Source organism: Kosakonia sp. MUSA4 (assembly GCF_013085925.1).
In the GTDB taxonomy this organism is placed as follows: domain Bacteria; phylum Pseudomonadota; class Gammaproteobacteria; order Enterobacterales; family Enterobacteriaceae; genus Kosakonia; species Kosakonia sacchari_B.
Genome location: NZ_CP025697.1, coordinates 3,952,540 through 3,969,920, shown reverse-complemented (window position 1 = coordinate 3,969,920; position 17,381 = coordinate 3,952,540). Strand labels below are relative to the sequence as shown.

16 protein-coding genes and 1 rRNA gene are annotated in these 17,381 nt (G+C 53.8%); 9 read left to right on the top strand and 8 right to left on the bottom strand.

Annotated features, from left to right (window positions below):
* Positions 1-139: 139 nt before the first annotated feature.
* Together rrf and C0557_RS18670 are read left to right on the top strand one after the other, a co-directional pair.
* Positions 140-255: ribosomal RNA gene (gene rrf / locus C0557_RS18675) — 5S ribosomal RNA — on the top strand.
* Positions 256-540: 285 nt separating this feature from the next.
* Positions 541-1,839 (top strand): MFS transporter, encoded by a 1,299-nt coding sequence (locus C0557_RS18670; protein WP_208660144.1) that lies wholly within the window; start codon positions 541-543, stop codon positions 1,837-1,839.
* Here the strand turns inward: C0557_RS18670 and C0557_RS18665 are convergent.
* The 5 genes from C0557_RS18665 to trxC form a co-directional block, all read right to left on the bottom strand.
* Positions 1,836-2,159 (bottom strand): YfiM family lipoprotein, encoded by a 324-nt coding sequence (locus tag C0557_RS18665; protein ID WP_208660142.1) that lies wholly within the window; start codon positions 2,157-2,159, stop codon positions 1,836-1,838. The genes C0557_RS18670 and C0557_RS18665 overlap by 4 nt on opposite strands.
* Before the next feature lie 45 nt (positions 2,160-2,204).
* Complete coding sequence (gene pssA / locus C0557_RS18660) at positions 2,205-3,560, bottom strand: CDP-diacylglycerol--serine O-phosphatidyltransferase (protein WP_208660140.1); 1,356 nt, start codon at positions 3,558-3,560, stop codon at positions 2,205-2,207.
* Positions 3,561-3,673: 113 nt separating this feature from the next.
* Complete coding sequence (gene pat, locus C0557_RS18655; RefSeq protein WP_208660138.1) at positions 3,674-6,334, bottom strand: bifunctional acetate--CoA ligase family protein/GNAT family N-acetyltransferase; 2,661 nt, start codon at positions 6,332-6,334, stop codon at positions 3,674-3,676.
* Between the two features lie 32 nt (positions 6,335-6,366).
* Positions 6,367-7,065 (bottom strand): tRNA-uridine aminocarboxypropyltransferase, encoded by a 699-nt coding sequence (locus C0557_RS18650; protein WP_208660136.1) that lies wholly within the window; start codon positions 7,063-7,065, stop codon positions 6,367-6,369.
* A gap of 69 nt (positions 7,066-7,134) precedes the next feature.
* On the bottom strand, positions 7,135-7,554 hold the full coding sequence (gene trxC, locus C0557_RS18645; protein ID WP_007370763.1) for a thioredoxin TrxC: 420 nt from the start codon (positions 7,552-7,554) through the stop codon (positions 7,135-7,137).
* Between the two features lie 206 nt (positions 7,555-7,760).
* On the opposite strand from trxC, the gene C0557_RS18640 reads away from it, so the two are divergent.
* On the top strand, positions 7,761-8,858 hold the full coding sequence (locus C0557_RS18640; RefSeq protein WP_208660134.1) for a tRNA/rRNA methyltransferase: 1,098 nt from the start codon (positions 7,761-7,763) through the stop codon (positions 8,856-8,858).
* A gap of 44 nt (positions 8,859-8,902) precedes the next feature.
* Here the strand turns inward: C0557_RS18640 and ung are convergent, their stop codons facing one another.
* Entirely contained in the window at positions 8,903-9,592 is a 690-nt protein-coding gene (gene ung, locus C0557_RS18635; RefSeq protein ID WP_074778666.1) for a uracil-DNA glycosylase, read from the bottom strand.
* Positions 9,593-9,903: 311 nt separating this feature from the next.
* On the opposite strand from ung, the gene grcA reads away from it, so the two are divergent.
* On the top strand, positions 9,904-10,287 hold the full coding sequence (grcA, locus tag C0557_RS18630; protein WP_007370766.1) for an autonomous glycyl radical cofactor GrcA: 384 nt from the start codon (positions 9,904-9,906) through the stop codon (positions 10,285-10,287).
* A gap of 44 nt (positions 10,288-10,331) precedes the next feature.
* On the opposite strand, the gene srmB is transcribed toward grcA, so the two are convergent.
* Entirely contained in the window at positions 10,332-11,666 is a 1,335-nt protein-coding gene (srmB, locus tag C0557_RS18625; RefSeq protein WP_074778668.1) for an ATP-dependent RNA helicase SrmB, read from the bottom strand.
* A 129-nt stretch (positions 11,667-11,795) separates the two neighbouring features.
* On the opposite strand from srmB, the gene C0557_RS18620 reads away from it, so the two are divergent.
* Entirely contained in the window at positions 11,796-12,533 is a 738-nt protein-coding gene (locus C0557_RS18620) for a tRNA1(Val) (adenine(37)-N6)-methyltransferase (protein ID WP_074778670.1), read from the top strand.
* Here C0557_RS18620 and nadB read toward each other — a convergent pair.
* Positions 12,518-14,140 carry an L-aspartate oxidase gene (nadB, locus tag C0557_RS18615; protein ID WP_208660131.1) on the bottom strand — a complete coding sequence of 541 codons (1,623 nt, stop codon included), beginning with the start codon at positions 14,138-14,140 and terminating at the stop codon, positions 12,518-12,520. The two genes, C0557_RS18620 and nadB, sit on opposite strands and share 16 nt — an antisense overlap.
* A gap of 421 nt (positions 14,141-14,561) precedes the next feature.
* On the opposite strand from nadB, the gene rpoE reads away from it, so the two are divergent.
* The 4 genes from rpoE to rseC are packed head-to-tail and all read left to right on the top strand — an operon-like array spanning position 14,562 to position 17,248.
* Positions 14,562-15,137: an RNA polymerase sigma factor RpoE gene (rpoE, locus tag C0557_RS18610; RefSeq protein WP_007370770.1), complete on the top strand. Its 576-nt coding sequence runs from the start codon at positions 14,562-14,564 to the stop codon at positions 15,135-15,137.
* Between the two features lie 31 nt (positions 15,138-15,168).
* Positions 15,169-15,819, top strand: a complete 651-nt coding sequence (gene rseA / locus C0557_RS18605; RefSeq protein WP_043952659.1) for an anti-sigma-E factor RseA — start codon at positions 15,169-15,171, stop codon at positions 15,817-15,819.
* Positions 15,819-16,772, top strand: a complete 954-nt coding sequence (rseB, locus tag C0557_RS18600) for a sigma-E factor regulatory protein RseB (RefSeq protein ID WP_208660129.1) — start codon at positions 15,819-15,821, stop codon at positions 16,770-16,772. The genes rseA and rseB overlap by 1 nt, the downstream gene beginning before the upstream one ends.
* Positions 16,769-17,248 (top strand): SoxR-reducing system protein RseC, encoded by a 480-nt coding sequence (rseC, locus tag C0557_RS18595; protein ID WP_007370773.1) that lies wholly within the window; start codon positions 16,769-16,771, stop codon positions 17,246-17,248. Before rseB ends, rseC begins: the two co-directional genes overlap by 4 nt.
* Positions 17,249-17,381 lie beyond the last annotated feature (133 nt).

Here is a 17,381-nt window from a genome sequence, read left to right as displayed (position 1 = left end):
TGCGTTGAGCTAACCGGTACTAATGAACCGTGAGGCTTAACCTTACAACGCCGAAGATGTTTTGGCGGTGAGAGACGATATTCAGCCTGATACAGATTAGACCGGTGTGCCCTGAGGGCATGACGGTAAACAGAATTTGCCTGGCGGCACTAGCGCGGTGGTCCCACCTGACCCCATGCCGAACTCAGAAGTGAAACGCCGTAGCGCCGATGGTAGTGTGGGGTCTCCCCATGCGAGAGTAGGGAACTGCCAGGCATCAAATCGGTGAAGAGGCCATCCGTAAGGATGGCCTTTTTGCGCTGGGCCAGAAGCTGAAGCGGAACAGACAGGGAAGCCCCGTGCGCAGGCACGGGGCTTTTTTGCTTTATTTATTTTCCTGGTCAGGTCATATTCTTAATTGCTTATCCTGCTAAGCTAAAACGTGATTGTGATCACGATTTAATTATAACAAGTATGTAACATTTCTGTCTTTGCGCAGTGGTGGACAAGGATACTCACCATGGGCAAGTAACCTCTGGCTCTGGCAGGAGTATCATTCGAATGGCTGAAAGCAGCATAACAACGCGTGCATCGCTCACCAGCAGCGATACTCGCAGAAGGGTGTGGGCGATTATTGGCGCTTCATCGGGCAACCTGGTGGAGTGGTTTGATTTTTATGTCTACTCCTTTTGCTCTCTCTATTTTGCCCATATCTTTTTTCCGACAGGTAATACGACAACCCAGCTATTACAAACCGCAGGCGTATTTGCCGCCGGTTTTCTGATGCGTCCTATTGGCGGATGGTTATTCGGTCGAATCGCCGATCGCCGCGGGCGTAAAACCTCAATGCTGATCTCTGTCTGTATGATGTGCCTTGGATCGCTGGTCATTGCTTGTTTACCGGGTTATGACGCAATCGGCACCTGGGCTCCGGCGCTATTACTGATTGCCCGTTTGTTCCAGGGGCTTTCTGTCGGCGGCGAGTACGGCACCAGCGCGACCTACATGAGCGAAGTCGCCGTGGAAGGACGTAAAGGTTTTTACGCATCATTCCAGTACGTTACGCTGATCGGTGGGCAATTGCTGGCGCTACTGGTTGTCGTGATTTTGCAACAGATTCTTGATGATGCTGAATTACGCGCATGGGGCTGGCGTATTCCCTTTGCTATCGGTGCAGCGCTGGCCATTGTCGCACTCTGGTTGCGCCGACAACTGGATGAAACATCGCAGCAAGAAGTTCGGGCATTAAAAGAAGCCGGCTCAATGAAAGGATTATGGCGCAACCGTAAAGCTTTTCTGATGGTGCTTGGATTCACCGCGGGCGGATCGCTGGCGTTTTACACCTTCACCACTTATATGCAGAAATACCTGGTTAATACGGCGGGTATGCACGCGAACGTTGCCAGCATTATTATGACTGTAGCTCTGTTTGTCTTTATGCTGATTCAGCCGTTTATTGGTGCTTTATCTGATAAGATTGGACGCCGCACATCAATGCTGCTGTTCGGCGGTCTTTCAACGGTGTGCACAGTACCGATCCTCAGCGCATTGCACAGCGTTACCTCGCCATACGCGGCATTTGCTCTGGTGATGCTGGCGCTGGTGATCGTCAGCTTTTACACCTCGATCAGTGGGATCCTGAAAGCAGAAATGTTTCCCGCGCAGGTGCGCGCTCTGGGTGTCGGGCTTTCTTATGCCGTGGCGAATGCGTTATTTGGCGGTTCGGCGGAATATGTGGCACTGTCGTTGAAGTCATTCGGTGTCGAAACCGCTTTTTTCTGGTACGTCACCGTGCTGGGAGCGTTAGCGTTTCTGGTCTCGCTTATGCTTCATCGTAAAGGAAAAGGCATCCGTCTTTAGTGATTTGCCAGTTGCCACACGGTATAGCCCGTTGTGGCACCGGCAACATCCCATGCGAAATCTTTCCAGCTCCAGCCGCTCCCCGCCGGACGGCTGTCCCAAAGCTCCTTCGATGCGCCAAGGCTAATTGAAAACATCAGCCCTACCATTGCGCTGCGATCGCGGCTATATCCCTGATGTTGCGCTACCTCGTTACCGGCGGCAGAAAGCATGGCGGAGCCCAGAAAATGCTGCGCCTTATCTTGCCCACTCCAGCGATCATTCGCCATATGGCTACAGCCCGTCAGTAGCACCACACTTGCTATCAGCATGTATTTCATCAGCAGACCCGAAAAAAAGCCCCATCACGGAGACGGGGCTTAGTTTTAAAGAATACGGCTTATCAGCTTATCGATGCGGATACGGCGCAATCGGCGAATAAGTTTGCGCACCTTCACCGGATAATCCGCAATGCTTTGCAAATCACGATAATGATTCACCACGGTCGTATGCGTGCGGATAAGCTCCAGCTCTTTGTCGCGCTGGGCCGCCAGTTCATGTTTCGGATCGTGGATCAGGATGGCATTTTCCAGATCCAGCCGCCAGGCGCGGGGGTTCAGGTTATTACCTGTCAGCAGAATCCATTCATCATCCACCCACATTCCTTTCAGGTGATAGCTGTTATCGTCATCTTTCCATAAACGCACAACTAACTGATCGGTGTTAACGTAATACTGTAACCGGCTCAGGAAACGACGCAGATTGATTTCATACAGATAAGGCAGCGCGCCGATGATTTTGAACGGTTGATCTTCAGGAATGAAAAAGTCATTCGCCGTTTTGTCGCCAACGATAATTTCCACTTTTTTACCATCGCGCAGTAGCTGGATAATGTTACGCACCAGCACCGCAGGCAGGTTGAAATAGGGGGTACAAATCGTCAGCTTGTGCTCTGCACACGGCATAAGATGGAAAATAGTTTTGTTCAGCAGGCTGGATTTACCCAGACCGACCAGCGGCGTGACCGCCAGTTGATCGTTATCCGCATTGCCCTGGAAATGGTACGTAGCATCGCGCAGCTCCTGACGGAACAGACGAATATTGTTTTTGATTTCCGGGCTTTTCGGACGCTGAGCATTATCAAGGCGATTTACGCCGCGTCCCTGAATCAGGTTCTGATCGACCCAGTTGCGAATGATATCCGCCATTTGCGGGTTGCGGATCAACTGATAGCGGTCATAGCGATACTTATCGTGCTGATGCAAATAGACATCATTGAGGCTTGCGCCGCTGTAAAGCACGCTGTCATCAATGATAAATCCTTTGAAATGCAGCACGCCGAGCGCTTCACGCGTATTCACAGGAACGCCATAGACCGGAACCACAACGTCCGGATTTTCCTGCGCAAGGCGGCAGTACCAGTCGGCGTTGGTATTCGATGCCGCTGCGCCAATGCGGCCACGCTGGGCGCGGTGCCAGTCGACAAGCACACAGACATCCAGTTCCGGGCGTTGGCGCTTGGCTTCATACAGCGCATGCAGAATTCCTTTCCCGCCATCGTCCTGTTCCAGGTACAGGGCGATGATATAGATCCGGCGCGTAGCACTGGCGATTTTCGCCAGCAGCGTCTCCCTGAAATCAGCGGGTGAGTAGAAAAACTCTATGTCATCAACTGACTGAGCAATCTTGGGGAGTTGGGCAAGGTGTTGTTGATGTTTATTACGCTTAAATTTTGACAACATCACAGTGCGTTTCTTCTCTGTTTATTGAAGGGTCTTCTGTACCATGCAGACGACATAAGCGGGCAATAATAACACCGTGCCTGCTAAAGTAGTCAACATTTCCAGTACCTTACTCAGGATTCATCCGTCTTCATGAGTTGGAGGGACAATCCCACAATGCCATCTTCCAGCTGAATATCAACGTCAAATCCCAGTTTACGCGCCAGCGTCACCATGCCGCGATTGTTGGGCATAGTAATACCATTCAAGCGCTTAAGTCCGTGATCCCGGGTATAACTGATAAGCTTCTCAAGCAAACGTCGACCAAGCCCGAGTCCTTTCAAATCGGAACGAACCAGCACAGAAAATTCAGCGTCAATATTATCCGGATCGGAAAACGCACGCGTAACACCCAGAATTTCTTCACCTTGATCTGTGCGTCGTACCGCGACAAATGCCATTTCCCGATCGTAGTCGATCTGCGTCATATTCGCTAAATCATCATGGGTAAATTCGTTGATCTCACTAAAGTAACGGTAGTAAAGATCCTCTTTTGTCACCTGGGCGATAAAGCGCTGTAGCTGAGGCTCATCTTCCGGAAGAATCGGGCGGAACTGGCACTGCTCGCCATTTTTCATCTCTACCTCTTCTTCCAGATGCTGAGGATAGGGACGAATAGCGAGACGCGCTTCACTGTTTCCGACAACGGGGGCAAGGGTCATGGTCACATCCAGCGCGGTAAATTCGCTACCGGAGGCAAGTAAAGGATGAATATCCAGCCGATCAATTTCCGGGCAATCAACGATCAGATTCGAAACCTGCACCAAAAACTGGCTTAACCCGGGGATGTCCAACGAGCGTAACGCACTGCGCCCACGGATCTTTTTACTTTTAATCGCCTGAATGATCAAATAACGGGCGAGATTCATATTCAGCGGCGGTAGCGCAACGGCGGCCTGATCTTCTGCCCGCCACTCAACGCCGCCTTCGCCTAACATAATCAACGGGCCGAATACTGGATCATGCTCGACAACCACCCGCAGTTCCTGCGCGCCCGCGCGGTTTGCCATGCTTTGTACCTGCAAACCATGAATACGTGCCTGCGGCCAGTTCATCTTCACACGATCGATAATTGCATCCGCAGCCTGCTGCACCTCGTTCGCTGTGCGCAGATAAAGCATCACCCCCTGAACTTCGGATTTGTGAGGAATATCCGGCGAACGCAGTTTTAAGGCGACCGGGTAACCAATCTGTTCGGCAATGTGCACAGCTTCAGCACTGTCACTGGCGATCCACGTCGGCAGTGTTTGTAGCCCCCAGGCGCCTAAAATCGGCTGGACTTCATGCGTATCCAGCGTCGTTGCGCCCTCCATCAGCGCTTGCTGCAACAAATGGTGCGCTTCGGCGGTATTCGCCGTCATGTTGAGGGATATCGCGGGTGTTTCGCGGAGCTGTTTCTGGTTGCGGCGATACTCCACCATATGCATAAACGCCGTGATGGTGCCTTCCGGCGTGCGATAAGTGGGTAAGCCCGCTTCGCTGAACAGGCGTCGCGCTTCTTGCGAAGAAAACTCGCCGCACCAGTTGGTCAGCACTGTTACATATTTCCCGCGCGGATGTTTGTTCAGCGCGTCGATCAATGTTACTGCGCTTTCGCTGCCCGGCGCGGCGGCGCTGGGCGCATGGATCACCATCAACGCGTCGTAATCCTGGCTGTCGAGCAAAATATTAAGCGCCGCGATATAGCGCTCGTTACCGGCATCATCGCGTAAATCGAGCGGATTACCGGGGACGACGGAATCCGGTAGCGCCGTGTGCAAACGGGCCAGCGTCTCTTCGCTGAGCGCTGCCAGTTTGCCATTGCGCAGCCAAAGTTCATCCAGCGCCAGCGCGGCCGGTGCGGCGCCATTACTGACGATCATCAGGCGCTCGCCACGCAGCGGACGCATATGGCTGAGCGTTTCTACCGCCGAAAACAGTTCATGTGTATCCTGGACACGCAGCAAACCGGCTCGCTGAATCGCCGCATCCCAGGCGGGATCAAGACCGGAATGCACCTGCAATAATCGCTGTGCTTCCGGGCTGCGACCGCTTTTGATAACCAGAATAGGTTTATTTCGTGATGCGCTGCGGGCGGCGGAGACAAAACGACGCGCGTCGCTTAAATGTTCCAGATACAGCAGAATGGCGCTGGTTTTACTGTCCCGCGCGAGAAAATCCAGCAGTTCGTCAACATCGATATCCAGGCTATCGCCAAGCGCGATGAAGTAAGAGAATCCCATCTCGCGCTGTTGCGCCCAGTCGAGGATTGTATTCGACACTGCCGCTGACTGGGAGATAAAAGCCAGTTTGCCGCGCGTAATCGGCACCGGCGAAAAACTGGCGTTCAGCCCCTGCCACGGAGCAAGTAAACCGAGGCTGTTCGGGCCGAGCAGGCGCATCTGATAGCGCGCAGCGCTGGCCAGAAGAAGCGAATGCTGTTCAGGAGGCGCCGAGAGAATAATGCAGGTTTTGCAGCCTTTTTGCCCCAGCGCATCAAGCAGTTCAAGGTTGCGTTTGGCGTGCGTGCACAGCACCGCGAGATCGGGCGTAAACGGCAGGCTGGCGACATCCGGCCAGGCCAGCACGCCCTGAACCGCTTTATAGGCGGGCGTGACCGGCAATACCGGCCCGGCAAATCCTCCTGCCAGTAAATTGCGCATCATCAGAAAACCTGCGCGATCCGGCTTCATTGACGCGCCCACTACCGCAATCGATCGGGGACGCAATAACGCTTCCAGCCCTCGTTGGCTCATACCGGCCTCCGCATAAGAGAGATCCGATGATTTTAAACGTTTTCGGCTGCATTTGCTGTGATAGCGGATGGATGGCGCGTTTTCCCTGCCAGATAACGTTCGCGAAAGAGCGTGAAATGTTCGCCGAGCGCCTGTGCGGCAGCGTTGTCGCGCGCGATATCCAGCAGCGCAATCGCCACTTCCGCAGTGCAATATTGGTCATCGGCATGCGCTTCCCGCAGGCGGTAAGCGGAAACACGCGAAAGATCCACAGAGATAACCGGCAGCGCATCCAGATAAGGGCTTTTACGGAACATTTTACGCGCTTCGGTCCAGGTGCCGTCCAGCATAATAAACAGCGGCGGTTTACCTGACGGCGGCGCACTCAGCACCTGGCGTTCGCTGCCCGCATAAGAGGCGGGAAACACCACCATTGGCTGATACGTTTCACTGCGGCAAAGATCGATAAGCGCCTGCGGCGGTTCGGTGCGCGACCACTGAAAGGCCAGCGTATCGGGTAACACGTCGGCAATCAGCCTTCCGGTATTGCTCGGTTTCATCGGTTCGGTATCGAACATCACCAGGCAGAAACGGCTGTTGGCGGTCGCGGATTTTAACGTCTCGCACAGGCACTGGCGCAGCGGCAGCAGGCAACGCTGGCAGCGACGGATACGGTTACCACGGGCAAGGAACGGACGCGTCGAACGGGCAAGGCGTTCGGCGCGGAGTCGAAGAACAGCGTTTTCGGTCATGGGGATTGCGCAATAAAAACGCCATTGTCGCAGAGCTGAAAACGGGGCACAAGATGCGCCCCGACGGGATCACAGCGATTCGTTGAGCCAACTGTCGAACGGCGCTTTCGGCACGGCGCCGCTGAGCATGTCAACAACTTCACCATTCTTGAACAACATAATGGTTGGAATACTGCGAATGCGGAAGCGCGCGCTCAGTTCACGTTCAGCTTCGGTGTTCACTTTGACAAACCGCACTTTGCCGCTGCGTTCTTCCGCCACATCTTCAAAAATCGGCGCAAAACTGCGGCACGGGCCACACCATGGCGCCCAGAAATCAACGACCACGGGCAGATCGTCTTTCAGCAATTTATCCAGCGTTTCACCGGTAGCGTTGATCACATCTCCATCGAACAGCTCGTGTCCACAGCGTCCACATTTTGCGCCGTCGTTCATTCTCTCTTCGGGAATGCGATTCAGCGCCTGACAGCTTGCACATACGGTATTCATAACTAACCTCAGGAAAAGCGATGGTACAGAGCGGCATAACTGCCGGTATGTTTCTACTATGTTACATATTATTAATAAGAAGGTTTTAAACGACAATGCGTTTTGTTCAATGAATACAATAGTCGATAGCTTTTGAACGAATTAATGGCGAAGCGCAAGGACATCAGGTAATCTGCGCGCTTCGCGCAGCGCTGGTGGAGAAAAGCATGAACGATGAATTAAAGAACAAAAGCGGCAAGGTCAAAGTGATGTATGTCCGCAGTGATGATGATTCCGATAAACGTGGCCAAAACCCGCGCACCGGGAAAGGGCCAGCACGTGCAGGATCGTCGTCTCGTGCCGGAGATGACCGTCGTACTGCCCGCGATGATCGTGGCCGCCCTGGCCGTGATGACAGAGGCCGTTCTGCTCGCGACAACAACAGTCGCCGCCCGCAGCGAGACAATTACAGTGAACGTGGTGATTCACCGTGGCGTACCGTTTCCCGCGCACCGGGCGACGACACGCCGGAAAAACCGGATCACGGCGGTATCAGCGGTAAAAGCTTTATCGATCCCGAAGTGCTGCGTCGTCAGCGCGCGGAAGAGACGCGTGTATACGGCGAAAACGCCTGCCAGGCGCTGTTCAGCAGCCGTCCTGAATCCATTGTTCGCGCCTGGTTTGTGCAGAGCGTAACGCCGCGTTTTAAAGAAGCCCTGCGCTGGATGGCGGCAAACCGCAAAGCTTATCATGTGGTGGATGACGAAGAACTGGAGAAAGCGTCCGGGACGGAACATCACGGCGGTGTCTGCTTCCTGATCAAAAAACGCAATGGTCTGAGCGTGCAGAAATGGGTGGCGAACGCCGGTGAAGACGATTGCGTGCTGGCGCTCGAAGATGTTGGCAACCCGCATAACCTCGGCGCGATTATGCGTAGCTGCGCGCACTTTGGCGTCAAAGGCGTGGTGTTGCAGGATGCTGGGGTGATTGAATCTGGCGCTGCGGTGCGTACCGCAGAAGGCGGCGCCGAACACGTTCAGGCAATTACTGGCGACAGCTTTGCCGATGCGCTGGAAGATTTCCGTCAGGCCGGTTATGCGCTGGTAACGACTTCCAGCCACAACGGCACGCCGCTGTTCAAAGCGACGTTACCGAAAAAAATGGTGCTGGTACTGGGCCAGGAGCGTGATGGGTTATCTGATGCGACGCTTTCCCGCGCGGATCTGAGCGTCTCGATTGAGGGTACCGGCAACGTTGAAAGCCTCAATGTTTCTGTGGCAACCGGCGTGTTGTTGGCAGAATGGTGGCGGCAGAACAAAGCCTGACGTTAGCCAGCAGATTAAAAAAGCCAGCGCAATGCTGGCTTTTTTTACTCGGTTTCCGCGGGCAGGGTCGGCATCCAGTCGATCGGCTGCTCTCCATGCTGCTCCAGCCACTGATTTGCCAGCACAAAGTGATTACAACCAAAGAAACCGCGATGCGCAGAGAGCGGTGACGGGTGCGGCGCGCGCAAAACATGGTGGCGGGATTTGTCGATAATCGCCCCTTTCTTCTGCGCATGCGAACCCCAGAGTAAAAACACGACGCCTTCCCGATGTTCATTAATCAGTGCGATCACTTTGTCGGTAAAGGTTTCCCAGCCGAGACTGGCATGCGAATGCGCCTGGCCAGCGCGTACCGTCAGCACGGTGTTGAGCAGCAATACGCCCTGGCGCGCCCAGCTCTCCAGATAGCCATGCTGCGGCCGCACGAAGCCCGGTATGGTGTTTTCCAGCTCTTTATACATATTCAGCAGGGAAGGTGGGATGGCGATACCAGGGCGCACAGAAAATGCCAGGCCATGCGCCTGACCAGGACCGTGATAAGGATCCTGCCCCAGAATCACTACCTTAACGTCGCCCAGTTCGGTAAAACGGAAAGCATTAAACACATCTTTCTGCGGTGGGTAGATGGTCATTCCGGACTGCCGCTCAGCCGCAACCGTACTGAGAGTGTTAATAAAGTAGGGCTGCTGTTTTTCTTCTGCCAGCACATCATGCCATGTTAATGAGGTGGTCATCCCGCTCTCCTGCGAAGTTGGTTCCCCGTAGCTTAACTGCTTCTTTCGGCAGAACAAAATTCACCGTCGGCTTTTGCAGAATATACTCAAAAAAATTTGAAAATTTACAAATGTTTTAAGGTGGTCTGAAACGCGTAACTTGATATAAAACAAGTATATTCCACGATCACCACTTTTACTGTGTGGTTTTTATTGATTTAAATCAAAGAATGAGGGGTGTCAGACTGGTATATAAACAATCAGACAACAATGGTTTTACCAATTGGCCGGGAAACCGGCGAATCGAATAATGTGCCGAAGGGAGGCAAATCATGATTACTGGTATCCAGATTACTAAAGCTGCAAACGACAACCTGCTGAACTCGTTCTGGCTGCTTGATAGCGAAAAAGGCGAAGCACGTTGCGTCTGCGCAAAAGGTGGTTTCGCGGAAGATGAAGTGGTTGCGGTCAACAAACTGGGCGCTATCGAATACCGTGAAATTCCAATGGAAGTGAAACCGGAAGTGCGCGTGGAAGGCGGTCAGCACCTGAACGTGAACGTTCTGCGTCGTGAAACACTGCTTGATGCGGTTGAACATCCGGAAAAATACCCGCAGCTGACCATTCGTGTATCCGGTTATGCCGTACGTTTTAACTCGCTGACGCCGGAACAGCAGCGCGACGTTATTGCTCGTACCTTTACTGAAAGCCTGTAATTTCAGGCTGATAAAAAAAACGCCGGGATATCCCGGCGTTTTTTTTACTCTTCTGTTTTTTGCTGCCCGCTGCTTGCAGCGCTGGGCTTGCGTCGCTTACCGATGTTTTTGGTATCGCGATGGCGTTGCTTCACGCGCGGCTTCTCTTTTTCTTTCTCTTTTTTCTTCTCTTCGCGTTTGGCCAGCACTTTTTTCGACGGCTTGCCTTTCAGCTTCTCGCTCGGCACTCGCGTTGTCGGGCGCAGTTCGTCCACGACGCGAGCTTTCAGCGGCTCTTCAACGTAACGGCCGACTTTGCCCAGCAACAGGTGATCGTGCGCTTCAACCAGAGAGATGGCTGCTCCTTTGCGACCGGCGCGGCCGGTGCGGCCAATACGGTGCAGGTAGGTGTCGCCACTGCGCGGCATATCGAAGTTAATGACGTGGCTGACATCCGGAATGTCGATACCGCGGGCAGCCACATCGGTGGCGATCAGCACATTGACGCGGCCATCGGTCAGACGTTTGATCGCTTCGTTGCGCTTCACCTGTACCATTTCGCCTTCGAGATAGCAGTTATTGATGCCTGCTTCGCGCAGCCAGCCTGCCAGCTCATGCACGCGTTCACGTTTACGCACGAAGACGATAGAGCGGCTGACTTCCGGCTGTTTCAGCAGGTGTATCAGCAGCGCGGTTTTGTGTTCAAGGTCGTCGGCGCGGTAGTACCACTGGTGGATTTTCTTACGTTCGCGCGTTGACGGTGTGGCTGAGACTTCGACCGGATCTTCCAGCAGACGTTCGGCGAAATTTTTGATCGCGTCGCCTTCAAGCGTTGCGGAGAACAGCATCGTCTGTTTGCGCCAGCGAGTTTCACCCGCAATGTGCTCGATATCCTGCGCGAAGCCCATATCCAGCATGCGATCGGCTTCATCGAGGATCAGCGTTTCTACCGCGCGGCAGTCGAAGTTCTCTTCTTTAATGTATTGCAGCAGGCGACCGGTGGTAGCAACCACGATATCCTGATTTTCGCTGAACACTTCAGCGTGGTTCATATAGGCGACGCCGCCGGTAATGGTCGCGATATCCAGATGGGTATTCGCCGCCAGTTCGCGGGCATGATCGGCAACCTGCATTGCCAGCTCGCGGGTTGGCGTCAGGATCAGAATACGCGGCGGACCAGATTTCTTACGTGGAAAGTCCAGAAGGTGTTGCAACGCTGGCAGCAGGTAGGCCGCCGTTTTACCGGTACCAGTAGGCGCAGAACCAAGGACGTCACGCCCCTCAAGCGCAGGCGGAATGGCAGCTGCCTGGATAGCGGTTGGGCGCGTAAAGCCTTTATCCTGGAGCGCGTCCAGTAGGCTGTCGTCAAGTTCGAGTTCGGAAAAAGTCGTTACAGTCATGATCTACCTCTGTGTGGGGCGCTGATTATAGACGTTACGGCTGGAATCTTCATCTGTTGTCTGCTTATCGCTTTTCCGGCGCTTTGCTTTCACCTATGCTACGCCTGTTTCCGTATTGAGGTTGTAAAGATGTCTCAGCCAAAGGCTCAGTTGCGCCGTGACGGCTTCACGTTTAAAGAATTCTTTGTCGCACACGATCGTTGCGCCATGAAAGTGGGCACCGATGGTTTGATGCTGGGTGCCTGGTCGCCGGTATCGAAAGCCCGGCATGTGCTGGATATTGGCACGGGCAGCGGTCTGCTGGCGTTGATGCTGGCGCAGCGAACCGGGCCGACGGTGACCATTGATGCCGTCGAACTTGATGCGCAGGCTGCTTCGCAGGCGCAGGAAAATGTGCTGGCATCGCCGTGGGCAGATCGTATCACAGTTCACGAGGCTGATATTCGCCAGTGGAGCAGTGAGAATACCGCGCGTTACGATCTGATTGTCAGCAATCCTCCCTATTTTGACGAAGGGGTGAAATGTGCGACGCCAGAACGCGATCGCGCGCGCTATACCACTACGCTTGATCATCAGTCGTTGCTGGAAATTGCCGCCACTCTGGTGACGGAAGAGGGCTTTTTCTGCGTTGTACTGCCGATTGAAGCCAGCGATCTTTTCACGCAGAAAGCGCTTGGTATCGGCTGGCATTTACGGTTGCGAACCGATGTGGCGGAAACGGAAAGCCGTTTGCCACATCGTGTCCTGCTGGCGTTCTCGCCGCGTGCCGGTGACGTGTTCGCCGACCGGCTGGCGATTCGCGGGCCGGATCAGCGCTATTCCGACAGTTACACCGCGCTGACCCAGAGCTTCTACTTGTTTATGTAACTGCGCGGCGAGAGTACCGTCGGGCCGGATTCCGCAAGCTGTTCGGGGTAATCCAGCGTGTAATGCAACCCGCGGCTCTCTTTGCGCTGCATCGCGCAGCGGACAATCAGCTCGGCTACCTGTACCAGGTTACGCAACTCCAGCAGATTATTGGAGACGCGGAAATTGGCGTAGTACTCGTCAATTTCCTGCTGCAACAAGGTAATGCGGCGCATTGCGCGTTCGAGTCGTTTTGTGGTGCGCACGATACCCACGTAGTCCCACATAAACAGCCGCAGTTCGTGCCAGTTATGTTGCAGGATTACTCGCTCATCGGCGTCGTCGACGCGGCTTTCATCCCAGGCGGGCAGCGCCGGAATGGCATGCACATGCGGCATGCGGCGGGCAATGTCTTCCGCTGCCGACCAACCGTACACCAGACATTCAAGCAGTGAATTCGATGCCATGCGGTTCGCGCCATGCAGGCCGGTGTAGCTCACTTCGCCAATGGCATAGAGACCATCGACATCGCTACGCCCGCGATCGTCAACCATCACGCCGCCGCAGGTGTAATGCGCGGCAGGCACAATCGGCACAGGTTCTTTGGTCAAATCAATTCCCAAACCCAGCAATTTTTCATAAATCATCGGGAAGTGATGACGAATAAATTCGGCAGGTTTATGGCTGATATCGAGATACATGCAGTCCACGCCGAGGCGCTTCATTTCATGATCGATAGCGCGGGCGACGACATCACGCGGTGCCAGTTCGCCACGCGGATCAAAGTCCGGCATAAACCGCGTACCGTCCGGACGTTTCAAATAAGCCCCTTCACCGCGCAGCGCTTCGCTGAGCAGGAAGCTGCGCGCCTGAGGATGAAACAGCGCGGTGGGATGGAACTGGTTAAACTCCAGGTTCGCCACCCGGCAACCAGCGCGCCACGCCATGGCGATGCCGTCACCGGAGGAGATATCCGGGTTGGTGGTGTATTGATAGACTTTCGATGCACCGCCGGTCGCCAGCACCACCGCCTTTGCCTGGCAGGTTTCTACCTGTTCTTTATTCCGGTTCCACACCCATGCGCCTACGACGCGACGCGTACCCGGCAGACCGATTTTGTCCGAAATAATCAAATCCACCGCATTGCAGCGTTCGAGTACGCGAATATTCGGGTGGTTGATGGCCTTGCTGACCAGAGTATTTTCCACCGCTTTACCGGTGGCATCGGCGGCATGAAGGATGCGGCGATGGCTGTGCCCGCCTTCGCGCGTCAAATGGTAGCTGGACTCGCCATTTGCGGCGACCTCGGTGTCAAATAACACCCCCTGATCGATAAGCCACTGTACGCAGGAACGGGCATTGCTGGCGACAAATTCCGCCGCGTGACGTTCAACAATTCCTGCGCCAGCAATCAGCGTATCTTCCACATGGGATTCAACGCTGTCTGTTTCGTCAAACACGGCTGCAATGCCGCCCTGAGCATAAAATGTTGAGCCTTCACTGATTGGCCCCTTACTTAAGACGATAACGTTGTGCTGTTGTGCTGCCAGACGTAATGCCACGGAAAGACCGGCGGCGCCGCTGCCGACCACCAATACATCACAGGAGAGTTCAGGCGTTGTTTTCATGATCTGTGTTTAATTTACTAAACAAGGTTTGCTGAGCATAGCACCGCGTCCGGCGAAAGATCACTCTTTTTTGCGATGGTTGTATTAATGGCTAAACAGAAACTCAGAGCAAGCAGGTATCATCAGCGGAAAAAATATTAAGAAGCAGATCGTTAGGGAAGGTGTATTAGAGATGAAAAAAAAACACTATTGCGTTACTCTCTGGCGATCTTAAGGTCTTTTCTTTGAGAAAACACAGTGTTCAGCGTTTGCAGACTTATAATGAGTGATAATGATTTTTTGCGAACGATACACAAAAACAATGGCGTAACGGAACTTTACTGTAAACCTGGGCTCTAATTGGCTGCTTGCTCATATTGCAGTATTGGAGTGGCGTTTCTGGATACGCGTGGAAATTGGTTTTGGGGAGATTTTACCTCGGATGAGCGAGCAGTTAACGGATCAGGTTCTTGTCGAAAGGGTCCAGAAAGGAGATCAGAAAGCGTTTAACTTACTGGTGGTGCGCTACCAGCATAAAGTGGCGAGTCTGGTTTCCCGGTATGTCCCTTCGGGCGATGTGCCTGATGTCGTACAAGAATCATTTATAAAGGCCTATCGCGCGCTTGATTCGTTCAGGGGAGATAGTGCTTTTTATACATGGCTATACCGAATTGCTGTTAACACAGCGAAAAATTATCTGGTCGCCCAGGGGCGCAGGCCGCCATCCAGTGATGTGGACGCTATTGAAGCAGAAAACTTCGAAAGTGGCGGTGCACTAAAAGAAATTTCGAACCCTGAGAACTTAATGTTGTCAGAAGAACTGAGACAAATAGTTTTCCGTACCATTGAGTCGCTCCCGGAAGATTTACGCATGGCTATTACGTTGCGGGAGCTGGATGGCCTGAGTTACGAAGAGATTGCGGTCATCATGGATTGCCCGGTTGGTACAGTGCGTTCACGTATCTTCCGTGCGCGTGAAGCTATTGATAATAAAGTTCAACCGCTTATCAGGCGTTGACGATAGCGGGATACTGAAAAAGGTATTAGGCATGCAGAAAGAACAACTTTCCGCTTTAATGGATGGTGAAACGCTGGATAGCGAGCTGCTCGCAGAGCTGGCCCGCGATCCTGAAATGCAGAGAACCTGGGAGAACTATCACCTTATTCGCGACTCTATGCGCGGTGATACGGCCGATCTCCTCCATTTCGATATCTCCGCCCGCGTGATGGCCGCGATTGAGAACGACGCCGTTGAAACTGCGACGCCGTTGATTCCCGAAGCGCAGCCTGCGCCGCACCAATGGCAGAAGATGCCGTTCTGGCACAAGGTTCGTCCGTGGGCAAGCCAGCTTACCCAAATGGGCGTAGCGGCATGCGTATCACTTGCTGTTATTGTTGGTGTCCAGCACTATAATGGCTCAACTGAATCAACCCAACAGCCCGAAGCGCCAGTGTTTAATACGCTGCCGATGATGGGTAAAGCCAGTCCGGTGAGTTTGGGTGTTCCTTCTGATGCGTCGGCAAGCGCCGGTCAGCAACAGCAGGTGCAGGAACAGCGTCGTCGCATTAATGCGATGTTGCAGGATTACGAACTGCAACGCCGTCTGCACTCCGAACAGCTTCAGTTTGAGCAGGCGCAAACGCAGCAGGCCGCTGTACAGGTGCCGGGAAATCAAACTTTAGGAACGCAATCGCAGTAATGAAGCAACTTTGGTGTGCCATGTCTTTTGTGGCTACTGGCCTGTTCTTCTCTGTCAACGCCTCGGCTGATGTTTCATCCGGGGCGTTGTTACAGCAAATGAATGTGGCGAGTCAGTCACTCAACTACGAACTGTCTTTTATCAGCATTAATAAGCAGGGAGTAGAGTCTTTACGCTACCGCCATGTGCGTGTGAATGACCAACCGCTTGCACAGCTATTGCAGATGGACGGTCCGCGTCGGGAAGTGGTGCAGCGGGGTAGTGAGATCAGCTACTTTGAGCCTGGTCTTGAACCCTTTACGCTCAACGGCAACTATATTGTCGATTCGCTGCCGTCACTGGTTTATACCGATTTCAAACGTCTTTCCCCTTACTATGACTTCATCTCCGTAGGCCGTACGCGCATTGCTGACAGACTATGCGAAGTGATCCGCGTTGTGGCGCGCGATGGCACCCGGTACAGCTATATCGTCTGGATGGATGAAGAGACGCATCTGCCAATGCGCGTCGATCTGCTCGATCGCGATGGCGAAACCCTTGAGCAGTTCCGCGTCATCGCATTCTCGGTCAATGGCCAGGTTGCCAGTAACATGCAGACACTGGCAAAAGCCAGTCTGCCGCCGCTGCTGTCGTTACCGGCTGGCGATAACGTGGATTTCAACTGGATGCCATCCTGGGTGCCGCAGGGCTTTGAGCAGGTCGCCAGCAGCCGCCGTAAATTGCCAACGCTTGAGATGCCGGTTGAATCGCGTCTTTATTCTGATGGGTTATTCAGCTTCTCGGTTAACATCAGTCCGGCCAATCAGAACAGTTCCGAACAGTTACTGCGTACCGGTCGGCGTACCGTGATGACCACGGTTCGCGATAACGCGGAAATCACCGTTGTCGGCGAACTGCCACCGCAAACCGCAAAACGTATTGCGGACAGCCTCAAATTCAAGGCCGCACAATGATTAAAGAGTGGGCGACCGTCGTTTCCTGGCAAAATGGTAACGCGCTGGTCGAATGCGATGTTAAAGCATCCTGTAGCAGCTGCGCTTCCCGTGCAGGTTGCGGCAGCCGTGTGCTAAATAAACTGGGTCCGCAAACAACGCACACCATTGCGGTTCCTTGTGAACAACCGCTGGTGGCGGGGCAAAAAGTGGAGCTGGGCATTGCTGAGGCCAGCCTGCTGAGCTCCGCAATGCTGGTCTATATGTCGCCGCTGGTGGGGCTGTTTGCTATGGGTGCCATTTTCCAGTCGCTGTTTGCTGCCGATATCGCAGCGCTGTGCGGCGCGGTGCTGGGCGGCGTTGGCGGCTTTTTACTCGCGCGCGGGCTGTCGCCAAAGCTGGCTACCCGCAGTGAATGGCAGCCGGTGATCTTAAGCGTTGGCCTGCCGCCAGAGATGATTCGCGTCGATAGTACAACTGCTGAAAATCGTCCGTAATTTCCCTTTTCGCCTTGCGGTAATGGCGTCACTTTCTGGCATTTCCCCGCATTGTGGTTGTAGTGTAGAATGCGGCGTTTCAGTACATTTGACGTCAGGCGCGAACAGGCCTCTTAGCTACTCGTAAGGCATA